The following is a 21,591-nucleotide window of genomic DNA, read 5'->3' as shown; positions in this document are numbered from 1 at the left end:
CCGCCGTGATTGATGAAAACGCCCACCCTAAGGTGGGCGTTTTGTTATCCCCCGGGCCACGCGCCCCGTTCCAAGTCACTGGCCGCAAAGCTATCCACCTGCAGTGCCAGATAACGTAATCGTTCGGCCTCCTGCAGAGCAGCCGCTTCGGCTGCGCTTAGCAATCCCAGGGCGAGCGCCGGCTCAATCAGCTTGGCCATGGGCACCTTGGTGGGCAATTGCCCCTGTTTCTGCGCCTGCTGTAGCCGCTCATGGAGCGGTGCGACGGCGTACAACTGCATAAAAGCCAGCTCCACCCGCCCCACGGGATCCTGTTCCTGCTGTGGGCAATGATGCAATGTCAGCAGTCGCTGACGTAGCCCATCGGGTATCAAGAGGGCCTGTGCCAATTGGGCAATCAGTCGATCCCTGGGCCCGGCATAACCATTACCAAAGGGGAAGATCCAGCGCTTTAAAAGCCAGCCCAGCCATGGCCAAGGAAGATTGGCACAGACCCCCACCACGGCGAGCCCTATCTGCTGCAGGCTGTGCTGCATGGCGTAATCCAGCAACAGGCGATCCTGCTCTGCGCTCCCCTCGTCAGCGAAGCGCTTAAGGGTCGCCGAGGCCAGGTACAGCTGGCTCAACCAATCCCCAAGGCGGGCGGTCAGTAGCTCGCGACGTTTTAACCGGCCCCCCAGCAGCAACATCACCAGATCACTGGTTAAGGCCAGCGCCCGACTCATGCGCGTGAGTTGGCGATAATAGCCCGCCGGATACCCTTTGCTGGGAGCGGAGTCCAAGCGCCCCAGGGTTAACCCCGAGACCAGCGTCAATAGCAGATGGCGCGCAAAGCGGGAGACATGCTGGCGCAGCAGCCCATCAAACTCTGCCAGCCCCTCTGCTTGCTGCAGGCAGGCCATCTCCTGACGTAGAAACGGATGGCAGCGCACTGCCCCCTGACCGTAGATCATCAGACTACGGGTGAGGATATTGGCCCCCTCCACCGTGATGGCGATGGGAATTCCCATGTAGTGGTAGGCCAGATAATTGCTGCGCCCCAGCATGATGGCGCGGCCGGCATGGATGTCCATGGCATCCAGCAGGCAACGACGGGCGGATTCGGTGATGTGGTACTTGGCAATGGCGGTAGCGACCCCGGGCCTGGCCCCCAGATCCAGCGCCGTGGTGGTCAGTTGTCGTGCGGCATCCATCTGGTAGCTAAGACCGGCAATGCGTGCCAGCGACTCCTGTACCCCCTCAAAACGACCGATAGGTTGACCGAACTGCTGTCGCACAAAGGCATAAGCCGAACTGGTGCGACAGGCCAGTTGGCCACAGGCGGTGCCCAATGCAGGTAAGGAGATGCCTCGTCCGGCACTCAGGCACTCCACCAGCATGCGCCAGCCCTTACCGGCCCACTCGATACCACCAATCAGACTCTCCAGCGGAATGAAGACATCCTCACCGCGAATGGGACCATTCAAGAAGCGCTGGCCCATGGGCAAATGGCGATCCCCTATCTGAACACCAGGCAAATTAGCCGGGATCAGGGCGCAGCTGATGCCGTACTCTTCCTGCTCACCCAGCAGATGATCGGGATCGTTGAGCTTAAAGGCCAGACCGATGACGCTAGCCCGGGGCGCCAGGGTAATATAGCGCTTGTTCCAATTCAGTCGGATCCCGATCACCTCGTTGCCCTGCCACTGGCCGCGCGTCACCACCCCCAGATCGGGAATGGCACCCGCATCCGAGCCTGCCTCAGGCCCCGTCAGGGCAAAACAGGGGATCTCTTCGCCCCGGGCCAGCCGAGGTAGCCAATAGTCTTGTTGAGCCTGAGTGCCATAGTGCAACAGCAACTCCGCCGGCCCGAGGGAGTTGGGCACCATGACGGTGACAGCGGCGCTCAAGTTCGCTGCCGCAATGCGCGCCACAATCTGGGAGTTGGCATAGTGAGAAAATTCGCGCCCGCCATAGGCCTTGGGGATGATGAGGGCAAAGAAACCCTCCTGGGCCAGATAGCGCCATATCTCATCGGGCAAGTCCACCTGGTTGGGATTGCCTGGCAGGGCAGCCAGGCGTGAGAGAAGCTCATCGACTTGATGGGTCAAAAAGGCCTGCTCCTCCTCACTCAGGCTGGGTTTGGGCAGATCCATCAACTGGCGCCAATCCGGCTGACCGCCGAAAAGCTGTCCCTCCCACCAGACTGAGCCGGCGTCAATTGCTTCCTGTTCGGTGGCCGACAGTGGCGGCATGGCTCGTGCCAGATATCCCATCAGCGGACGGCTTACCAGCTGCAGGCGCCAGGGCCTGTGTAGCCAGATGGACAGCGGGATGCCCAGAATCAGCAACAGCAGCAGAATGGATAACATGCAGCCTCCCTCCCCTGGCGGGAACGGCGACCAGCACAGGCGCGTCTGGCGTGCCGTCCGGTCACCGAGCAAATGAGTGGTTTGACCAGTAGCTATGTGATAAGTAAGGCACAGGATGCGATGGCAGAGTTTTTTTTGTCTTTTTTTCTGCTGTAGGCGAACTTTTTGCGACAAACAGCACTCTATATAAGTGCCACTGCAATTAAGCATTAAGTCTTTGCCCAGCTAGCTTCCCTGTTATCTGGGCTTTTTTTTGTCTGTCGTTTAGCTAAGGAGTACAGATGTCGTTGGCGAATGCCCCCGTCGAAGTCAAGCTGGCAGTGGATATCATCCAGTGGCTCGAAGAAAACCAGATCCCCGCCGCTCAGGTGTTGGCCGCCCTGGCGCTGGTCAAACGGGATTACGAGCACAAATTGCAGGCCGAGCAGCTCCGTCCGACGGAAGAACAGCCGCCGTCTTAGACAGCACTGGCTTGGCCTGAAAAACAAAAGGGACCTTCATAGGTCCCTTTGATTTCTCAACCCGCTTAGGGTTATTCGTCATCTTCCAGGTAGGCGTAGCCCTGCAGCCCCGCCTCCAGATCCGCCAGCAGATCGGCCCGGATCTGTTCATCCACCGACAAGTCGGCGGCCAGACGGCGATAGTTGTGACGGATGCGATCCGGATTGATGTTCACGTAGCGCAGCAGGTTGTCTACCGTATCCCCCTTGGTGATATGGCTGATCACCGGCTTGCCCTCGGCATCCAGACAAACATCGGCACTGTGGGTGTCACCAAACAGGTTGTGCAGATCACCCAAGATCTCCTGATAGGCCCCCACCAGGAAGAAGCCCATGTAGCAGGTCTCATCCGGCCCGAATTCCGGCATCGGCAGGGTGGTTTCCACCCCAACCCCATCGACATAATGATCAATCATGCCATCGGAGTCGCAGGTGATGTCCAGCACCACGCCACGGCGTACCGGCGGACGATCCAGCCCAGTCAACGGCATGACAGGGAAGATCTGATCGATACCCCAGGCATCCGGCAGCGACTGGAACAAGGAGAAGTTCACAAAGCACTTGTCGGCCAACTTCTCATTGAGTTCATCCAGCATGGCCCTGTGCTGACGGTTCACCGGATTGAGCAGCTCCTTCACCCGCATGCACAGGTTGATATGCAGCTCTTCAGCCCAGGCCCGCTCGGAGAGGTTCATGAAGCCCATGGTGTATTGGGCATGCACGTCGGCCAGATCGGAGACGGAGTCATGGAATATCTCAAGCAGGCCCGGATCTTCGTCGTTAAGCTCCTCCCAGCTGCGCCACATGTTCTGCAGCAGCAAGGGCGCCGTCTCTTCCGGCGGATCCAGCTCCCGCTGTTGCACCGTCTCGGTCCCAATGATGTTGGAAACCAGCACAGCATGGTGAGCGGTCAGGGCCCGGCCAGACTCGCTGATGATGGTGGGATGGGGCAGCTCAAACTCGCGGCAGATATCGCCGATCCCCCAGACTACGTTGTTGGCATATTCCCGCAGGCTGTAGTTGGCAGAGCAGTGGCTCTGGGAACGAGACCCCTCGTAATCGACCCCCAGGCCGCCCCCCACATCCACCACCTGAATGTCTGCGCCCAGACGACGCAGTTCGGCGTAGAAGCGACCGCACTCGCGGATCCCGCCCTGGATATCCCGGATATTGGCGATCTGGGACCCCAGATGGAAGTGCACCAGCTGCAGACAACCCAGCTTGTCCTCCTGGCGCAGGCGTTCCACCATGCGCAGGATCTGAGCGGCACTCAGACCAAACTTGGACTTCTCGCCGCCACTGGCCTGCCATTTACCTGAGCCTTGAGAGGCCAGACGCGCCCGCACGCCGATGCAGGGCTCCACGCCCAGATTAGCGGCTTCAGAGAGCACCAGCTCCAGCTCGGAGGTCTTTTCCACCACTATGTAGACCTTGTGGCCCATCATGTTGCCCAGCAAGGCATGGCGGACGTATTCCCGATCCTTGTAGCCATTGCAGACGATGACGGAACCACGGGCATGACGGTGGGACAAGACAGCCAACAACTCGGGCTTGGACCCGGCCTCAAGTCCCAGGCGAGGCTTATCCTGATAGGCACGGGTGATGGACTCCAGCACTTGGTTCTGCTGGTTCACCTTGATGGGATACACGCACTGATACTGGCCTTCGTAACCATAGGCTTCGATGGCCTGCTGGAAGGCACCAAACAGCGCGTCGACCCGGCTCTTGATGATGTCGGGGAAACGCAGCAACACAGGCGCCGCATAGCCCTGGCTGCGGAGTTGCTCAATCACATCCTTGAGCACGATACGGCAGTCGGGACGGCTCTTGTCGGGCGCCACCACTACCTGTCCTTGTTCATCCAAATGAAAAAAACCACCGCCCCAGTAGGGCAGGTTGTACACCTTCAGGGCGTCCGAAGCGGACCAATTCGTCATGGAGAATGCCTCACAATAAGACAGCCAATCCGGCTGTCATTACTGCCAATCTAATCCAACCTCCTCGGGCAGAACACCGCGAGCACGCTGGTACAAAGAGCCGCTGCACATCAAAAGGCAAACGGCCTAAGGCCGGTCTTGCGACCTATCGCCATCCCCCGACACGGACGATGAACGAATACGTTGAGCATATCGCATCTGCCCCTTGCAGCACCGCTGTCAGCCCCGCAAAGGCAAAGCCCCAAGGATAAAACCTTGGGGCTTTGCTGCAACCACATGCTTTTGGGCGGAGTGTACACAGTCTGCCTTCTCGACGCCAAGGGAAAAAACCGTCAGATCCGCCATGAAAAGATTGATATTTGGAATAATTGATTAGCAGTTCACTACAAGTGCATATCTTTTCATTGTCAGAGGTATTGGTGGCCAGGTATTACCCTTTACCAGAGCAGACCAATAGCACAATAATCCAGGATGACGGAGGCTCTTTGGTCAATCGTGAGGCTGTTGCCGATAAAACAAGGGGCTTGGCAAACAGAGCGTCCAGAAGGCCTATGCAATCACAGAAAATAAAAAGCCCCTGGCGGGGCTCATTGATAATGACTGGAATGCGTCTGCCGCAGCTTAACGCTCAGCGGCGGTGAGAAACTCATGCCGTGTGGCCGCATTGGTCTTGAAGGAGCCCCCCAATGCCGTGGTGGTGGTAACGCTAGTGGCATCCTGTACTCCCCGGGCCTTCACACAATAGTGGGTTGCCGTGATGCTGATGGCCACATCGTCACTGCCCAGCAGCGTCTGCAGAGCCACCAGCACTTGCTGGGTCAGCCGCTCCTGCACTTGGGGGCGTTTGGCGAAAAACTGAACGATACGGTTAATCTTGGACAGGCCAATCACTTTCTTGCGCGGAAAGTAGGCCACGGTGGCGTAGCCATCAATGGTGACGAAATGATGTTCGCAAGTGCTGGTCAGGCTGATGCGACTGACCTTGATCATCTCATCCATGCCCATCTTGTTCTCGATCACGGTGATCTTGGGGAAGGCGCCGTAATCCAATCCGGAGAAAATCTCATCCACATACATCTTGGCGATGCGCTTGGGTGTCTCGGCCAGGCTATCGTCGGTCAAATCCAACCCCAGCACCTGCATGATCTGCTCCATGCTGGCAGTGATCTGCCGCCGCTTTTGCTCGGCCGTCAGACCGTTCTCCAGTCGTGGGGTTTCTAGTCCTCTCGACTCCAACGCAGAACGGACCAGCAGGGCTTCTTGACTCAGCTCGCTCATTACATCTCTCCAGCACCAAACAGCATGCGCGACAGTTCTGCGCATCAAGTCCAGGGAACCCTGGTCTTAGACCCAGGGAACCGAAACCGGCGAGCATTATAGCCTTCCTCGTCACCTGACTCGTTACTTAATTTTTTCGTGTCATCAATTTGCAATCTGCAACGATGCAAATGACACCCAATTTGCAAAATGCAAATCCAAATGGCTCTGCTTAATACGATCTTACGTTTGAGGTGCAATAACTAGGCATTTACGTGCAAAACCAGCCCTAAAAAAGTTGGCACGCAATTTTCATATATGAAGGAGTAAACCAGTTTTATCCCGTGCTCTCTTCGGCTTATTGCTGAAGTTTGGTCAACACTTCTTAGGGTTGACCATTTTTTTTATCTGTTGCCAGCAATCAGGAGCAATAGAGTCCACTATCCCTGCATCAGGCGAGGCTCGCTCACCAAGTCCTGAATCGCCATTAGGCTATGGGGTAAGCTGGTCTTAAGTTGGGTGACCCATTGCTGGATGATCAGCCAGTCACGCCGTCTACAAGCCTGCTCGAGACTCTGCGCATGATCGCGACAAACCAAGGCACCATAGGTAGCGCAGACCGATTTGAGGGTATGAGCCAGCAAGCAAAGCTCTTCTGCATCATGACTGGCCAGGGCATTATCGATGGCCAACAAATTTTGCTGCCCATCTTCTACAAAGATCTGAACCAGTGCTGGTAGCAGCTCTTCACCCGTGTCCTGCCCAAGACGAGCAAAGACCTCTCGTGAGATCCACTCCATGGTTAACTCCCGTGCTTATAATTCCCACACTTTAGTGGGGCTGATTGCGTCAGCGTTATGTTGATCATGAGCCCATGCAAGCATGCTGGCTCAGCCTCATTTGCATATAGGATAAAGTATCCTGGTGGTCATCGCCACGCAAAGCTCGGTGGCACGCCGACGAAAGCATCTTATGCTTAGAAGCAAGTGAAACTCCCCTGACCTACTCTCGGCTACCGAGGTTGCTGATGGATTTATCGTTCAGTCAGAAGATCCGATTTAGCATTATGTTGGCCGGATTGCTGCCCTGGTTGATGTTCAGCGCCTTGATGCTGCATTTCAGCGATGGGCCTGCCGAGCGCTTGGCACCGCAGCTTCAACAGAGCTGGAAACAGTTAAATCACCAACTGAGCCTGGTGATCGACGGGGCCATAGCAGCGGCACATCTGGATGCGCCGCTACCACCTGTCCTCAGCGGTTACTGGGAGAAAGTGCAAGGCCGCTGGCAGGGCAGTGGCTCCGCTCCCCCACTGGAGGATTATCGCTGCGAGCCGCAACCCCAGTTTGCCACCCAATCCCTGAAACCCGAGCAGCTCAAGTTGTTTGCCTGTCAACGTCAGGGCAGCAAACTACGCCTATTCATCTTTAACGTGCCGACCATGCTTCGTCAGATCAATGGTCAGGGTCATCAGGTTAAGCTGTTCTACCCCCTTGAAGACCGCGTCATCACGCTCAATGGCGTAAACAGTCGGCTGATCCAGCTTCCCATGAGCAAGAGTACCGGCATCGACACGATCGTATTTCGCACCTCCCATGGCTATCAGGCGAATCGGCAACAAGGTTACTACTGGGATAAGACAGTGTTCGACTGGACACTGTATCTAAGCAGTCCGTTACCCTCCAGCCGCCCCAACATTGAACAGATCGGGGTGTTCGTCGGTCTGACGCTGGGACTTATCTTGCTGCAGGGGTGGGTGATTGGCATCTTCTTGCGTCGTCGTCTCAACTACCTCAGCCATGCCTTTGCCCGCATTGTCCTGGGGGATGCCAGTTTCCGCCTCCCCTTTACCGGTTCCGGGGAATTTCACCAGCTCAACCTTGGCTTTAACCACATGCTGGATCACCTGCAACGCCAATACCAGCAGTTGGATGAAAGCCGTCAGGCCGCTTACGACAAGGTGGCGCGTCTGGAAAAGACCTTGAGTCAGGTGCAGCAGGTACACAATCAACTGTTCCAAAAGGCAAAAAACACCGCAGTCGCCACCGAGTTCTCAGCCCTGTGGAGTGAGCTGGCCCCCCGCCTGAGCCACCTTAGACAAATTCTGGACAAACTGGGCGCAAAGCAGCAGCAGATACAGCAACAACTGGAACGATCCAGCATGGATAGGAAGCAGCTCCGTCAACTGGCAATAGGCTGTGCCGACGACATAAGTAGCAGCCATGGAGCGGTGCAACAGGCCTGGCAGCTGGTCTCATCACGTATTGAGGCTGTGGCCGATGTCCAGATGTGCGAGCAGCAAGATATCAACTTGTATGAACTGTTACTGCAAATGCAACACCATTATGCACAAGAACTCAATGAAGCAGGGCACACACTCTACATTCGTGGCCCACATGATCTGCTGCTACACGGCAATCCGCTGGCCATACAACGTATCTTCGCCAACCTGATTGAAAATTCCTTAAGCTATGCCTTTTCCCCGCAAAAACCAGGGGAAATCATCATTAGTATCAAGGTGTTGGACAGTGATGAGATACAGATTCAGTATCGAGATAACGGCACCGGCATCCCGCATCTCATTCAGGAACACCTATTTGAACCCTTCACCAGCAGCCACGACAGCCAAACTGCCGGACTAGGTCTCTACCTGATCCATGAGCTGGTTCTTCACTTGCTGGGTGGGCGCATCGCCTGCAACTCAAGCTCGGTCGAGGGCACAGAATTTCTAATCTGGTTACCCCGTCATCCGCGCTAAGCCGGGTTGGGGATATCCAGGAAGCGCACCTCAATGCCATGCTGAGCCGCAATCCAGTCGCCCAGCGCCCAAACCCCATAGCGCTCCGTGGCATGGTGACCGGCAGCAAAAAAATGGATCCCCAACTCCCGAGCCACATGAATGGTCTGCTCAGAGACCTCTCCCGTGATGAAGGCATCCATGCCAGCCTCGGCGGCCTGTTGGATATACCCTTGCCCCCCCCCTGTGCACCAGGCCAGGCGCTCAATGGGTCGCCCACAGGGTGACGCTTCATACAAGACATCACGGCCCAATACATTGACCAGATGTTGTTGCCATTGCTCTCCCGTCACAGGTAGCTGCAGCTCCCCACAGAAAATCAGGCAGGAGGGCTCCTCAGGCTGGAGTGTGGTCACAGAGGCTATGCCCAATCGGCGGGCCAGCTGGGCGTTATTGCCCAGCTCAGGATGACCATCCAAGGGCAGGTGATAGGCAAACAGATTGATGTCGTGGGCCAACAGCGTCTGCAGGCGACGCTTCTTCATGCCGCGAATGGCGGCCGGCTCATTGCCCCAGAAATAGCCGTGATGAACCAATACCGCATCAGCCTGCCAAGCTACGGCTTCGTCCAACAAAGCCTGTGAGGCCGTGACACCAGTGAGCAGCCGGCGAATGGGCCGCCGCCCCTCCACCTGCAAGCCATTGGGGGCATAGTCCTTGTAACGACGGACAGACAGCAACTCGTCTAATGCTGCTTCCAATGCCAGGTTGGTGATCATGATTGGCTCCTACCCTGCCGGGCTATAGGCGATGATCTTACCGGCGGTGCCGCCAGCCTGATTGACCTTGGGCAGCATGGCCTCCAGTCGAGCACGAGACACGTCTGGCCCAACAACCACCCGGTGCAGCAGTCCCTGAGGATGGTTGACCAGTTGAATGCCCGCAGGATAGCCGGCAGCACGCAACCGGCTCACCAGGGAGCGGGCATTGTCCCCATTCTGGAATACCCCCAGCTGAATGATCCAACTGCTACCGGAAGTTGCCATGCTGGGGCTAGTCGCAACCGGTCGGCTGGTGACACTGCTGACCGCCGGCTTGCTGATGGTTGGCTGCGCCTCGACCACCTCAACCCCACCACTGCTTCGATTGCCGCTGGCGACACTGGCGGTGGCTGTGCTATTGACCGCCGGCTTCGCCGGGACCGCCGGTTTGCTTTCGGGGGCAAACGGCTTGATTTCATAGGCAGGCTTGGCAACCGGTTTGGCCTGCGCCACGGCCTGAACCGGCTCGGCAACCGGCTTGGTCGTGGGTGCCACCGGCTGGGGCTTTGCCACCGGGGTCTTGGCAGTGAGCGGCTGGCTGTCAACCGGCTTAACCGGCGCAGGCTTAGCCGCGACCGTCACAACGGTGGCCGCGGGTTTGGTCTCTACGGCTTTAGCCGGTTCAGGTTGCGGAGACTGGGCCGCCGCCACAACGGTACCGGCCGGCACCACCTGATTGGCATCTGGCTCGCGGCCATTGAGGGTGACAGGAGCGGCCACCTCCTCCATCTGCCAGGCTTCGGTCTGTGCAGGTGCAGCGGGGGCCGCCGCCACCAGGGATTGGGCCTCACTGGGGGCCTCGGGGCGGGGTAAGGGCGTCGCCTCAGGCTGCAAGGGGATGGCCGCCACCGGCACGGTAGGGGTCTTGGGCTTACCGGTGAGAATATCCGGCAAGAAGATAACCCCGAGGGATACCAGAATCACGCTGCCTATCAGGCGGTTTTGAAATTGTGAAGCCAAGACAACTCCCTATTTCGCTTAAGATTGCTCGCGAGCCAACACATCGGCAACCGTATAAAAAGAACCAAACACGAGGATCATATCCAGTGGCCCGGCAGCCGCCAAGGCGGCACCATAGGCCGAGTCCACATCGGCATGACAACTCAACTGGGCTGATGCGGGTAGACAGGCGGCCAATTGGGCCGCGCTGGCAGCCCGAGGCCCATGAAGATCGGCAATAAACCAGACATCAACCCATTCCTCCAGCTGCGCCAGGGTCCCGGCTATGTCTTTATCCTGCAGCATGCCCACCACCGCCAATCGACGGCCGAAATGAGGCTGTCGCTGCAAGGCTGACGCCAGATAGGCGGCCGCGTGGGGATTATGGGCCACATCCACCCAGACGCCGGGCGATTGCCGCACCTGTTGCAGGCGGCCTGGTAAACGCGCCGCACGCAACCCCTCTGCCACCGCCTCGCGGCTCACCGGCAGCCCCAGACTCAGGAGGGCGGCAACCGCAGTCCCGGCATTGACCAAGGGCAGCACCGGCACCGGGAGCTCAGACCAGCTCACCCCAAGCCCATCAAAGCACCAGGTCTCTCCGACCTCACGGATACGATAGTCACGACCCACTTGCAGTAGGTTCGCCTGACGCAGCAGCGCCTGCTCCTCCAAGGACGCAGGCGGTTGCGGCTCGCCCGAGATGGCCGGCCGGCCGGCCCGGAAAATCCCCGCCTTCTCCCGCGCGATACTCTGCCGATCCGGCCCCAGCCAATCACAGTGATCCAAGGCGATGCTAGTGATGACCGCCACATCGGCATCAATGAGATTGGTGGCATCGAGCCGGCCCCCCAATCCCACCTCCAACAGGGTGACATCCGGAGCGGCCTGGCGAAACAGCCACAGGGCGGCCAGGGTACCAAATTCGAAAAAGGTTAAAGAAAGTTCGCCTCTGGCCTGCTCCACCTGAGCAAAGGCCTGACACAGTGCCGCGTCGCTGACCAAGTCGCCGTCGATGCGGACCCGCTCGTTATAGCGCAGCAGGTGGGGCGAGGCATACACCCCCACCCGATAGCCGGCGGCAGCCAGCATGGACTCCAGCATGGCACAGGTGGTGCCTTTACCGTTGGTTCCGCCGACGGTGATCACCTTGCCGGGCAGACGATCCACCCCCATGCGGCGAGCCACAGTGCCCACCCGCTCCAAGCCCAGATCGATGGTCTTGGGGTGGATCTGCTCCAAATAAGAAAGCCAGTCGGCCAACGACTGGCTTTGAAACAAGGATGTCTGACTCACAGGATCAATCCTGAATCACCTGAGTGTGCATGAACTTGGCCACCAGTTGAGCCAATCTATCCCGCATCTCACGGCGATCTATGATGATGTCGACGGCCCCCTTCTCCAGCAAAAATTCGGAGCGTTGGAAACCTTCCGGCAGCTTTTCCCGCACCGTCTGCTCGATGACCCGCGGGCCGGCAAAGCCGATCAGGGCCTTGGGTTCGGCCACATTGATGTCCCCCAGCATGGCCAGACTGGCCGACACACCGCCCATGGTGGGATCGGTCAGCACCGAAATATAAGGCAGGCCAGCCTCGGACAAACGATTCAAGGCAGCACTGGTCTTGGCCATCTGCATCAAAGAGAACAGGGCTTCCTGCATGCGGGCCCCGCCGGAGGCAGAGAAACAGATCAGGGCACGCCGCTCCTTTAGGCACTCTTCCACGGCGCGCACGAACCGGGCCCCGACCACGGAGGCCATGGAACCGCCCATGAAGGAAAACTCAAAGGCACAGGCCACCACGGGCACGCCCTTGAGCAGGCCCTTCATCACCACCAGGGCATCCTTTTCGCCGGTCTCTTTTTGCGCCGCCTGCAAGCGCTCCTTGTAACGCTTGGAATCCTTGAACTTCAACGCATCCTGCGGCTCCAGCTCAGTACCCAGCTCACTGCGATGTTCGGCATCCAGCAACCGTTCCAGACGGGCCCGGGCAGTGATGCGCATATGATGATCGCACTTGGGACAGACACACAGATTGCGCTCCACTTCGGCCCGATAGAGCACCTGCTCACAGGCGGAGCACTTGGTCCAGACACCTTCGGGGATGCTATGCCGACGGGAGCTATCGCTCTTAGGAAGAATTTTCTCAAGCCAGCTCATGAAATACCTTCATGTAGTTGTTGGGATGGCGCCTTGATGCAGTGAGACCTAAGCCTCACTCTGCGCCCTGACGCCTAGCTAACGGACGATTTAACCATAAATGGCTGACATTGTTTACTGAAAACTGGTCATACCCGGTTCATTGTCCGGTAGCCACAAGGGCCCCAGACTGGGTCGCGGCAGGGCAAAGGTTTCCGGATAGGTGACATCCACCAGATACAAGCCACCCGCCTTGGCGGTCGCCCCTGCCTGCTCCCGATCTCGCATGGCCAGCAGCTGCGCCATCCAGGTCACGGGGCGCTCGCCACGTCCAACCAACAGCAGGCTGCCAACGATATTGCGCACCATGTGATGCAAGAAGGCGTTGGCGCGGATATCCACCACCACATAGGGACCGTAACGAAACACGGCCACGTGGGTCAGGTTACGAAAGGGGGTGCGGGACTGACACTGCACGGCACGAAAAGAGCTGAAGTCATGCTCTCCCAGCAGCTGCTGCGCCGCCAGATGCATGGCAGGCACATCCAGCTCACCATGATAATGGCTGATCCCCGCCCCCAGGATCCCGGGACGCAGGTTATCGTTATAGATGACATAGCGATAACGACGCGCCGTGGCAGAGAAGCGGGCATGGAAATCCTCCGGCACCGCCTTGGCCCAACGCACGGCGATATCCGCCGGAAGATTGGCATTCATCCCCAGGGTCCAGGCCGCCAGGTTACGGGGCTGCTGGCAGTCAAAGTGAATGACCTGACCGGTGGCATGCACGCCAGCATCGGTCCGACCGGCACACTGTACCTCGACGGCATGATCGGCGATACGGGAGAGCGCCCGCTCCAGTTCCGCCTGGACACTGATCACCTCTCGCTGTCGTTGCCAGCCATAATAGCGACTACCGTCGTACTCGATGCCTAATGCGATTCGCATCTTTGCCCCCTAAAAAGAAACAGGGCGCGATTATACGAAATCGCGCCCTGGAGTGAAGCCACGCCTCGCTCAGCTTAGCCGCTTCAACAGTTTGTCTGCCTCCGCCTGCTGTTGCGCATTGCCCTGGGCCAGGGCCTCCTGCAGCAGCTCACGGGCACTCTCCTTGTCATCGATCTCTAGATAGGCGCGGGCCAGATCCAGTTTGGCACCCACACCACCATCATCGGCATCCACGTCCACATCATTGCCTTGGGAGAGCAGATCTGGAAAATCATCCAGGCCGGTATCCAGATCAAAGTCGATCTCCTTACCCTCGGCACTGCCTTGGGCATCCGCTTCGGCCAGCAGTTCGTCAATCTCGAGGAAAGGCTCCTTCGCCTTTACCGGCGTAGGCGCAACCGGCTCGCTGGCCTGATCCAGCCGCGCAGTCTCATGCGGTGCCAATTCAATCTCAGCGTCCTGACTATACCAATCTGCCGCCTGCTCCGAGGCCGGGGCCGTACCGAACTGCTCGGCCAACTGGCGGAGCGACTCTTCCTCTACGCTGGGCGTTTTCATCTCCTTCGGCCACTCGGCCTCTAGAGGCGCAGCGGCCGGCTCAGCCAGGGTGATGTCAGCCGTACTGGCGGCCAAGGGGGCGGCTGGTTCCGGCGCTTCTGGCCGGGTCAGCGGCTCAAACTCCAAGGCCTCGGCCTGCGCCGCCTCCTCAGGGAGATCCAGCTCGTCCAGCCCCTTGAGGTCCAGTCCTTCAAAATTGCTTTCCACCGCCAGGGCTTGATCCTCGCCCTCCAGTGCAGAACTCTCCTGCTCAGAGTCTGCTGCCTGGGGCATCGCCTCCAGCGGAGCCTCTTTTGCCAAAGCCTCATCGAAGGAGGACAGATCCAGTTCACCCTCCTCATCAAGTTCCGGCAGCTCCAGCTCAGGCTCGGCGACCTGCTCCGTCACGCCCAGCTGGGCCAGGAGATCGTCAGCATCCGCCAGGCTGTCGTCGCCGTCATTCAGCGCGACAAACTCATCGTCCAACTCGTCAGTCTGCGGAGCCGATTCGCGCCAGCTCAGATCCGGTAACTCAATGTCGCGCAGATCGGCATCATCATCCGGCAACGACAGATCCAGACCGCTCAGGGCCAGCTCATCCTCATCGACCTGGCTGTGGGGCGCCTCTCCGAGTGGCAGCAGATCTTCATCTGCCTCATCCAGCTGAGTCACGCTCGGTGCGGTCTCTTCGCTCAGATCCACATCAAGATCCACATCGCCCAACGCAAAGTCCGCCTCATCCAGGCTGCTCTCCAACGAAGGCGCCGGACTCAGGGTCTCATCTTCGGTTTCCAGATCGGGCATCTCTTCAAGCGGCGCCATGCCTGCGGTCAACAGCTGGTCATACTGGCTGGCATCCTGCTCCATCTGCAAGGCGGTGGACTCCGCTAACTCAGCTTCACGGGCCTGCAACTCACGCATGGCCCGTGCCCGCAACCAGAGGCTACCCAGTGCCAAGATCAACAAAATGGGCAGCAGTATGATGAGCACCAGATTGACCGGCGACGCCAGCAGCTGACCGAAGAAGCCCTTGGTCGGTTCGCCCGCAGGCTGATTCGCCTGCAGCTCACTGAGCTGACTGCGCAACTGAGCGACCTGCTCCTGCAACTGGGCCTGCAGTTGCAGCTGGTTATTGAGATCCGCCAGCTGAGCATCCTGCTCCTGGACCCGCAGCTTGAGGCGGTTGTTATTCTCGGACAGTTGGGCAATCTCGGTTTCATATTCACCCAGCTGGGATTGCAGCTGATCCGCGGTGGAGGCAGTGCCGGTGGACACAGCCTCACTCGCCGCCCCCACCACCGCCTTGACGGCAGCGTCCACCTGAGTGGACTCCCCTTGGGACGGAATTTCTATCTTGCTGCCCTCAACCCCTTGTTCCGCTGCCGGTGTGGCCGCCACCGGTTCAGTTACCTTGGCTGGCGTCAGGGTACTGGCTTCCGGCGTCAGTTTGACCTCCGGCTTGACCTCAATGGGGGCCTGTTTGGCCACTTCAGCCGGCGGCTGGGGTTTAGGTTGGTCAACCGCGGCCACTTGCGGCTGGGGCTCGGGTTGTGCCTTGGGTGCGACAGCCACGGTGGAACGCGCCAGCAAGGCAGAGCTCACCCGCCCGGTCCGCACCGCCTCGCGGGCCGCCGCATCGTTCTCGGCCTGGGCTTCCTCCAGGGTCGGCAGCTGCAAGATGGCGCCCTTGTAAATCGAGTTCAAGTGCCCATTGGCAAAGGCTTGCGGGTTCTTGCGGTAGATGGCCATCAGGGTCTGATAGAGGGTGACGCCCTGCCCTGGCACGCTGCGCTGGGAGATGGACCAGAGGGTGTCCTCACTGCGTACCGGGCCATAGGTGCCCGCCGCCGCACGTGGCGTGGTCAAGAAACTGGCGGTCGGCGTGGTGCGGTTGGGCGTTGATGGTGCCCGTCCAGGTTGTACAGCTGCAGGCTGGGCGACGGGTTTGGGGATCAGGCTGGGGGCCGGCGCCGGTGCGTCAGGGCCTTTGATCTCGACATAGAATTCATCGAACTGCTGGGCGGCCTGTACGGTGGCCGAGAGTTCCAGGCAAAGCGCCACAGCCAGCGCCAGACGGGAGACAGGTAATCCCATAATCGTTCCTTCGTGATTGAGCCCCATTTGACATCAAATGAGCCTTGTCTGCATGGCAGCAATATAAACCAGCCACCCCGGGCATTCTAGGGGGCAAAGCACAGATAAGGTCTGGAAGGATTTTAGGAAAATTTTGATTTGGCAGATATTTATCGATGAAAACAGGGCCGCTAGATGCGGCCCGTGTCACATCAGTGCTGCGGCTGGATCCAGGCCTCTGCCAGTTGCAGACAATTGAGGGCACCACCCTTGCGGAGGTTGTCCGTCACCAGCCAGAAGTCCAGCCCCTGAGGATGGGTGGGATCCTGCCGCAGGCGCGACAGATACACCTGGGTATCATTGACCCCATGGGTCACCGGGGTCACCAGTTCGTCGTCCACCAAGGTCAAGCCCGGCACCTGCGCCAGACAGTGGCGCACCTCCTCCAGGCTGACCGGGTAGCGGGTCTCCAGATGTACCACCTGGCTATGGCCAAAGAACACAGGCACCCGCACACAGGTGGCATTCACGCCTATGCTGTCATCTCCCAGGATCCGACAGGTTTCTTGGGCCAGCCGCCATTCCTCCAGAGTAAACCCATCCTCCTGGACGGCATCTATGCTGGGCAACAGGTTGAAGGCGATCTGGCCGGCATAGGCGCTCGGCTCCACCGGTCGGCCGTTGAGCAACTGCGCCGTCTGGCGGGCTAATTCGTCTACCCCGGCCTGGCCCGAGCCGGACACAGATTGCAGGCTGACCAGATTGACCCGGGCGATACCCGCCTCATCATGCAAGGGTTTCAAGGCCATCATCAGCTCGGTGACGATGCAGGTGGGGCTGGCGACGATATTCCGACCCCGTGCCTCGGCCAGCAAGTCGCCATTCACCTCCGGGATCACCAGGGGCACAGAGGGGTCGGTACGATAGTGCAGGCTGTTGTCGATGACGAGGCAACCCGCCTCGGCCGCTTGCTCGGCCCAGCGGGCGGTGGCCGCACTGCCGGCCATGAAGAAGGCCAGTTGCACCTGGCTCCAGTCGAACGCGGCCGCCTCCTGCACCGCCAGGGTCTTGCCAGAAAAGCGCACACTTTCCAGCTCTCCCGCCTCACTGACCAGGGGGAAGAGGCGCGCGCAGGGAAAATCACGCTCGTCGAGTAACTCCAGCAGGGTTTGGCCCACCAGGGTATCGACCCCCAGCAGCGCGATATCAAACTGCTGACTCATGTCAGTCTCCTTATTACAGGCTCATTTCGATCAGACGATCAGGCAGGCGTAGCCAGGCTAAAGCCCAGCGCCGCCAAGTGTTCGCGGCCCTCGGCCGCCAGTAGGTGTAGCGAAGACCACTCCCGCCGCTCCGGGTAATGTTTGCGCAAGCGGTCGAAATCCGCCGGCGTGGTGAAGCCATGGCGAAACAGCGCATCGTCCCGGCGCACATCATAAACCAGATGGACCAGACGCTTGAGCAAATCCTGATCCGGCAGCTGCTGCAGCGCCAGCCGATCCAGCGCAGGTTTCGGCAGCAAGGGGGCAAAGGGCTGTTGCGCCGGCTGACCTATCCAGTCACAAAATGCCTGATAGATCTGGTAGGTGCCACGCATCTTGCCTTCCAGGCTATAACCGGCGATATGGGGCGTCGCCAGCTCAGTATGGGGGATGAGGGCGGTCAGCAGATCCGGCTCCTGCTCCCAGACATCCATCACCAGACGCAGCGGATCCGCACCCAGCTGGCGAGCCAGCAGGGCCTGGTTATCCCAAACATCGCCCCGGCAGGCGTTGATCAGGATCTGCTCGCCATCCAGAACAGAAAGGGCCGCCTCATCCAGCAGATGCCAGGTGGCATAGGGCCCCTCCCGGGTGAGGGGGACGTGGAAGCTCACCACATCGGAGCACAAGGCCACCTCATACGGCACAAACTCCCGCGGATCCCCGGCATCGGCCAGCGGCGGGTCGCACAGACAGACCTGCATGCCCAGGGCCAGGGCCCGCTCAGCCACGGCGGTGCCGGTATTACCCGCCCCAATCACCCCCAGGGTCATGCCAGACAGATGCAGCTGGTGACGCTCCGCCAGCACCAGCAGGGCACTGATGACATACTCCCCCACCGAAATCTTGTTGCAGCCCGGGGCACTGGCAAAGCGGATACCTCGCCGCGCCAGCAGGGCCTGATCCACATGATCCGTGCCAATGGTGGCCGACCCGACGAACTTGAGATGGGCCGCCTGGCTGAGCAACCGCTCGTCCACCTGCGTCACCGAGCGCACCAGCAAGACATCGGCCTCGGCCACGCTGGCCGGGCTCAGCTGCCGACCGGGCAGGCGCGTGAGCTCACCGAAATCGGCAAACAGGGGCTCCACCAGGGGCATGTTTTCATCTGCGATGATTTTCATGTTGTGTCCTAGGGACTTAGACAATGGAAAACGGGCAGGGCAATTGTAGGACGTCCGCCTCGCGAGTGCAGCCCCTGGCCCATCAATCAGGGCTGAGCCGACGGCTGTGCAGTCGTGGACGCCGCAGCAGAGGTGGCCAATGCCGATGAGGTCACGGCGTCAGGCTCGGCTGACAATAAGACAAACGGCCGTTTGAGCAACAGACGCCGATCTGCCACCTTGTCCCACAACTGGGCAACGGCAAGATATTCCCCGGGAGGATCATCGGTGGCGAAGGTCAGCCGCAGGCTGCCCTGCCCCAATTGCACACCGTCGCGCGAGGTGGGCGGCGGCCCCTGCCAGACGGCAAAGGGCTGGGGCTCCACGTAAACGGAGCCGTCCGGTCGGCTGATCAGCATCTGCACCTGGACATCACAATGACCCGTCATGTTGGCCTGACAACCGCCCAGCACGAACATCAAGGACACAGGGTCACCGGCCCGGATCTGGTGTGCCACCGGCACCACCACGGGCTCCTGAGGGGCCGCCCAGGCCGACAGCACAGCGGCCTCATCGGCGGTGGCCAACAAGGCAGCAAACACAGGGGCATCCTGTACCAAGAGCCCACGCTCAGCCAGCCAGGACTTATCCAGATGCCAGATGGGCTTGGCCCACAGGGTCAAGGAGTGCCCCAGCAGCAACGTTAGCAGCGCCATCTTGCACCAGCCGGTCATGTTTCTCCCCTTCATCAACCTGACGGTTGAGTCAAACCGTCACTATTGCGGGTTGGGCATCCCATTGCCCAGCATGGCCACGAGCTTACACTCGTCCACCGCCGGGGAGAAGACAAAGCCTTGTATCAGGGGGATATTCTGCGCCAACAGCCAGTGTTGTTGCCGAGCGGTCTCGACCCCTTCGGCCACGGCAATCAGATTGAGATCTGCCGCCAATTGACGGATATGCCGCAGCAGAGTGCAGGCGCGCGGTGAATCCGGTACCGCCTGGATCAAGGAGCGGTCCAGTTTGAGAATGGTCAGGGGGAAGCTAATCAGACAGTGCAACGCCGAATAGCCGGTACCAAAATCATCCAGCGCCAACCCCACCCCCAACTGACACAGGCGCTGCATCTGCGCCAAGGCTTGCTCGGGCGCCTGCATCAACTGGCTTTCGGTGATCTCCAGCACCAGCTGACGGGGATCAAGCTGATGCAGTGTCAGCAAACGGGCTAACAGCGAGGGCAACGCTTGGCCATACAGCTGACGGGTAGCCAGATTGACGTGCAGCTTGAGCTGGGGTTGTTTCAGTCTGGCCAGCATGGCCAGACTCTGACGAAGCATGGTCTCCCCCAAGCGCTCGATCAGCTCACTCTCCTCCGCCACCGGGATGAACTCGGCCGGCGACACGGTGCCCAGGGTCGGATGCTGCCAGCGGGCCAGGGCCTCCACGGCCACCACCTGACCACTGCGGCCATCCAGTACCGGCTGATAGTGGGCCACCAGGCTGCCATCGGCGATGGCCTGGGCCAACTCACGACGGATCACCAGGCTGCGCGCCGCGCCCCTGGCCTGCCGTCGACCAAACAGTTGTCGCCCGGCCTTGCGCGACTTGGCGCAGCTCAGCGCATAATCCGCCGCGCGCAGCAGATCCGCCAGGCTCAGCGGCTGAGCCCCCCCCACCACAATACCGACCAGCACCACGGGGGAGATAGGGCTGCCGGCTACCTGCATGGGCATCTGCAGTTGTTGTTGCAGATGCCGGGCCAGCCCCGCCACCCGGGTGAGCCTGCCGACATCGGGCACGAAGAGCGCAAACTCGTCCGCTCCCAGATGGGCGAGCCACTCCTCACGCCCCCCGCTGGCGAGCAGGCGACGCGCCAACTCCTGCTGTAGGGCATCGGCAGCGCCGTGCCCATATAGGCCGTTAATCTGGCGAAAGCCAGCCACGTTGAAATGCAAGAAGGCAAAACGTTGAGAGGGGATCCGCGGTGTGGAGAGATAAGAAGCCATCCGCGTCAGCAGCTGTTGCCGATCCAATAGGTGAGAACGAACGGTGGTGGGGCAACCACCTAGCGGGTTCTGCACTTCCGAAGACTCCTTTGGCTAGGCAAACGGATCTTCAGATACGCGCAACAAGCGGTGGGCGCCACGCGCCTACCTTGCCTTGGTGGCCCCGCTATCGTTCCCCACAGGGGGAGTAGACCGGAAGCTTTGCGTCCTGACCTTTCGGTACAGTTTGCCATTTCATGCAGTCATAAATATGCGCCGACTGTAATGGAGACGAATGAGAATTACAATGAAGCCATTGATATTTTCGGTTTTTTTCCACGACATGGCCAGAGAAAGGCCTTTCAACCGCGCAATCCCTGCCCATCGCCTCTACTGGTCTGATGAGATTATTGGCTAAATATGCACAGCAAGCCGAAGCGCCAGGGTGCCGGATGACTCAGCGCAAGGCACCAAAATGGTGCATTTGCCTAACAACGATGCCAGTTGAACCTGGTTTCTAGCCACGAAACGCCCATGTCGGCAAAATTTCTAATTGGCACACAGTTTGAATAACCCACTGTGCCACTGGGCGTCCTTGGGCTGGGGGCGGATCACGAAAGTGTCTTGTTCGAGTCACTTTTTTGTCATCCCTCATCGCTAGTTTGGTCGCCATCTTGGAGTCACGGGATAAAACAATCAGTAGGAGCCCACTATGGATATGGATGCCATCAATGCAAAACTGGGTCTGGGTGGAGTCTGGATTGTCGGCTTGGCCATCGGCGGCGCTGTCCAGCTGATGCTGCAATGGTTCAGCCTCTCCCTGGCCCAACTGTTTTAGGTTCAAGCGCCGTTTCACTATCTGTTGTTTCTTATATCTGTTCTTTGTCGTCACCTTTTTCGCCAAGATCAGCCAAGGCTGATCTTTTTTTTATCCGCTAGCTGTGTAAACCCACCAGGTTGTTCACGGATTGAAGACGACTGATTGGGGGCAGGTAGTCCAGACTGGC

General features: G+C 59.3%; 17 protein-coding genes and 1 riboswitch. Of the genes, 3 read left to right on the top strand and 14 right to left on the bottom strand.

Features of this window, described 5'->3' with window-relative positions:
- Window positions 1-44 precede the first annotated feature (44 nt).
- A complete protein-coding gene (locus ABD847_RS04185) occupies window positions 45-2,342 on the bottom strand; it encodes an acyl-CoA dehydrogenase (protein ID WP_425568397.1) in 2,298 nt (765 codons plus the stop codon).
- A 290-nt stretch (window positions 2,343-2,632) separates the two neighbouring features.
- Here ABD847_RS04185 and ABD847_RS04180 point away from each other — a divergent pair, with 290 nt between their 5' ends.
- Window positions 2,633-2,812 (top strand): DUF2496 domain-containing protein, encoded by a 180-nt coding sequence (locus ABD847_RS04180; protein WP_345010366.1) that lies wholly within the window; start codon window positions 2,633-2,635, stop codon window positions 2,810-2,812.
- Between the two features lie 71 nt (window positions 2,813-2,883).
- Here the strand turns inward: ABD847_RS04180 and speA are convergent, their stop codons facing one another.
- The 3 genes from speA to ABD847_RS04165 form a co-directional block, all read right to left on the bottom strand.
- Window positions 2,884-4,788 carry a biosynthetic arginine decarboxylase gene (speA, locus tag ABD847_RS04175; protein ID WP_345010364.1) on the bottom strand — a complete coding sequence of 635 codons (1,905 nt, stop codon included), beginning with the start codon at window positions 4,786-4,788 and terminating at the stop codon, window positions 2,884-2,886.
- Window positions 4,789-5,409: 621 nt separating this feature from the next.
- Window positions 5,410-6,066, bottom strand: coding sequence for a GTP cyclohydrolase I FolE (gene folE / locus ABD847_RS04170; protein WP_345010362.1), 657 nt, complete (start codon window positions 6,064-6,066; stop codon window positions 5,410-5,412).
- A gap of 419 nt (window positions 6,067-6,485) precedes the next feature.
- On the bottom strand, window positions 6,486-6,845 hold the full coding sequence (locus ABD847_RS04165) for an Hpt domain-containing protein (protein ID WP_345010359.1): 360 nt from the start codon (window positions 6,843-6,845) through the stop codon (window positions 6,486-6,488).
- Window positions 6,846-7,072: 227 nt separating this feature from the next.
- On the opposite strand from ABD847_RS04165, the gene ABD847_RS04160 reads away from it, so the two are divergent.
- Window positions 7,073-8,800: an ATP-binding protein gene (locus tag ABD847_RS04160; RefSeq protein ID WP_345010356.1), complete on the top strand. Its 1,728-nt coding sequence runs from the start codon at window positions 7,073-7,075 to the stop codon at window positions 8,798-8,800.
- Here ABD847_RS04160 and ABD847_RS04155 read toward each other — a convergent pair.
- The 10 genes from ABD847_RS04155 to ABD847_RS04110 form a co-directional block, all read right to left on the bottom strand.
- Complete coding sequence (locus tag ABD847_RS04155; protein WP_345010352.1) at window positions 8,797-9,558, bottom strand: Nif3-like dinuclear metal center hexameric protein; 762 nt, start codon at window positions 9,556-9,558, stop codon at window positions 8,797-8,799. The genes ABD847_RS04160 and ABD847_RS04155 overlap by 4 nt on opposite strands.
- A gap of 9 nt (window positions 9,559-9,567) precedes the next feature.
- A complete protein-coding gene (locus tag ABD847_RS04150) occupies window positions 9,568-10,560 on the bottom strand; it encodes an SPOR domain-containing protein (protein WP_345010348.1) in 993 nt (330 codons plus the stop codon).
- Window positions 10,561-10,578: 18 nt separating this feature from the next.
- On the bottom strand, window positions 10,579-11,835 hold the full coding sequence (gene folC, locus ABD847_RS04145; RefSeq protein WP_345010347.1) for a bifunctional tetrahydrofolate synthase/dihydrofolate synthase: 1,257 nt from the start codon (window positions 11,833-11,835) through the stop codon (window positions 10,579-10,581).
- A 4-nt stretch (window positions 11,836-11,839) separates the two neighbouring features.
- Window positions 11,840-12,697: an acetyl-CoA carboxylase, carboxyltransferase subunit beta gene (gene accD / locus ABD847_RS04140; RefSeq protein ID WP_345010345.1), complete on the bottom strand. Its 858-nt coding sequence runs from the start codon at window positions 12,695-12,697 to the stop codon at window positions 11,840-11,842.
- Between the two features lie 114 nt (window positions 12,698-12,811).
- Window positions 12,812-13,624, bottom strand: a complete 813-nt coding sequence (gene truA, locus ABD847_RS04135) for a tRNA pseudouridine(38-40) synthase TruA (RefSeq protein ID WP_345010343.1) — start codon at window positions 13,622-13,624, stop codon at window positions 12,812-12,814.
- Window positions 13,625-13,693: 69 nt separating this feature from the next.
- The gene (locus tag ABD847_RS04130) at window positions 13,694-16,255 is read right to left on the bottom strand and encodes a FimV/HubP family polar landmark protein (RefSeq protein WP_345010341.1); all 2,562 of its coding nucleotides are present in this window, start codon (window positions 16,253-16,255) and stop codon (window positions 13,694-13,696) included.
- Window positions 16,256-16,446: 191 nt separating this feature from the next.
- Window positions 16,447-17,457 (bottom strand): aspartate-semialdehyde dehydrogenase, encoded by a 1,011-nt coding sequence (locus tag ABD847_RS04125; RefSeq protein WP_345010339.1) that lies wholly within the window; start codon window positions 17,455-17,457, stop codon window positions 16,447-16,449.
- Window positions 17,458-17,495: 38 nt separating this feature from the next.
- Complete coding sequence (locus ABD847_RS04120) at window positions 17,496-18,620, bottom strand: 4-phosphoerythronate dehydrogenase (RefSeq protein WP_345010337.1); 1,125 nt, start codon at window positions 18,618-18,620, stop codon at window positions 17,496-17,498.
- Window positions 18,621-18,706: 86 nt separating this feature from the next.
- Entirely contained in the window at window positions 18,707-19,333 is a 627-nt protein-coding gene (locus ABD847_RS04115) for a hypothetical protein (protein WP_345010335.1), read from the bottom strand.
- Window positions 19,334-19,375: 42 nt separating this feature from the next.
- Window positions 19,376-20,680, bottom strand: coding sequence for a putative bifunctional diguanylate cyclase/phosphodiesterase (locus ABD847_RS04110; protein WP_345010333.1), 1,305 nt, complete (start codon window positions 20,678-20,680; stop codon window positions 19,376-19,378).
- 78 nt (window positions 20,681-20,758) lie between these two features.
- Window positions 20,759-20,846: riboswitch (cyclic di-GMP riboswitch) on the bottom strand.
- Between the two features lie 450 nt (window positions 20,847-21,296).
- Between ABD847_RS04110 and ABD847_RS04105 the strand changes: the two genes are divergently transcribed.
- Window positions 21,297-21,422 carry a hypothetical protein gene (locus ABD847_RS04105; RefSeq protein ID WP_345010331.1) on the top strand — a complete coding sequence of 42 codons (126 nt, stop codon included), beginning with the start codon at window positions 21,297-21,299 and terminating at the stop codon, window positions 21,420-21,422.
- Window positions 21,423-21,591 lie beyond the last annotated feature (169 nt).

It is taken from the genome of Pseudaeromonas paramecii (genome assembly GCF_039540575.1).
Lineage (GTDB): Bacteria > Pseudomonadota > Gammaproteobacteria > Enterobacterales > Aeromonadaceae > Pseudaeromonas > Pseudaeromonas paramecii.
Note: the sequence above shows the minus strand (reverse complement) of the source record. Positions and strands in the feature narration are given on the sequence as shown.

What these genes read in the sequence shown, in the direction of transcription:
- ABD847_RS04115 (WP_345010335.1), bottom strand. Translation starts at nt 19,333, where the DNA reads ATGACCGGCTGGTGCAAGATGGCGCTGCTAACGTTGCTGCTGGGGCAC.
- folE (WP_345010362.1), bottom strand. Translation starts at nt 6,066, where the DNA reads ATGAGCGAGCTGAGTCAAGAAGCCCTGCTGGTCCGTTCTGCGTTGGAG.
- ABD847_RS04130 (WP_345010341.1), bottom strand. Translation starts at nt 16,255, where the DNA reads ATGGGATTACCTGTCTCCCGTCTGGCGCTGGCTGTGGCGCTTTGCCTG.
- speA (WP_345010364.1), bottom strand. Translation starts at nt 4,788, where the DNA reads ATGACGAATTGGTCCGCTTCGGACGCCCTGAAGGTGTACAACCTGCCC.
- ABD847_RS04120 (WP_345010337.1), bottom strand. Translation starts at nt 18,620, where the DNA reads ATGAAAATCATCGCAGATGAAAACATGCCCCTGGTGGAGCCCCTGTTT.
- ABD847_RS04160 (WP_345010356.1), top strand. Translation starts at nt 7,073, where the DNA reads ATGGATTTATCGTTCAGTCAGAAGATCCGATTTAGCATTATGTTGGCC.
- ABD847_RS04180 (WP_345010366.1), top strand. Translation starts at nt 2,633, where the DNA reads ATGTCGTTGGCGAATGCCCCCGTCGAAGTCAAGCTGGCAGTGGATATC.
- truA (WP_345010343.1), bottom strand. Translation starts at nt 13,624, where the DNA reads ATGCGAATCGCATTAGGCATCGAGTACGACGGTAGTCGCTATTATGGC.
- ABD847_RS04125 (WP_345010339.1), bottom strand. Translation starts at nt 17,457, where the DNA reads ATGAGTCAGCAGTTTGATATCGCGCTGCTGGGGGTCGATACCCTGGTG.
- accD (WP_345010345.1), bottom strand. Translation starts at nt 12,697, where the DNA reads ATGAGCTGGCTTGAGAAAATTCTTCCTAAGAGCGATAGCTCCCGTCGG.
- ABD847_RS04165 (WP_345010359.1), bottom strand. Translation starts at nt 6,845, where the DNA reads ATGGAGTGGATCTCACGAGAGGTCTTTGCTCGTCTTGGGCAGGACACG.
- ABD847_RS04155 (WP_345010352.1), bottom strand. Translation starts at nt 9,558, where the DNA reads ATGATCACCAACCTGGCATTGGAAGCAGCATTAGACGAGTTGCTGTCT.
- ABD847_RS04105 (WP_345010331.1), top strand. Translation starts at nt 21,297, where the DNA reads ATGGATATGGATGCCATCAATGCAAAACTGGGTCTGGGTGGAGTCTGG.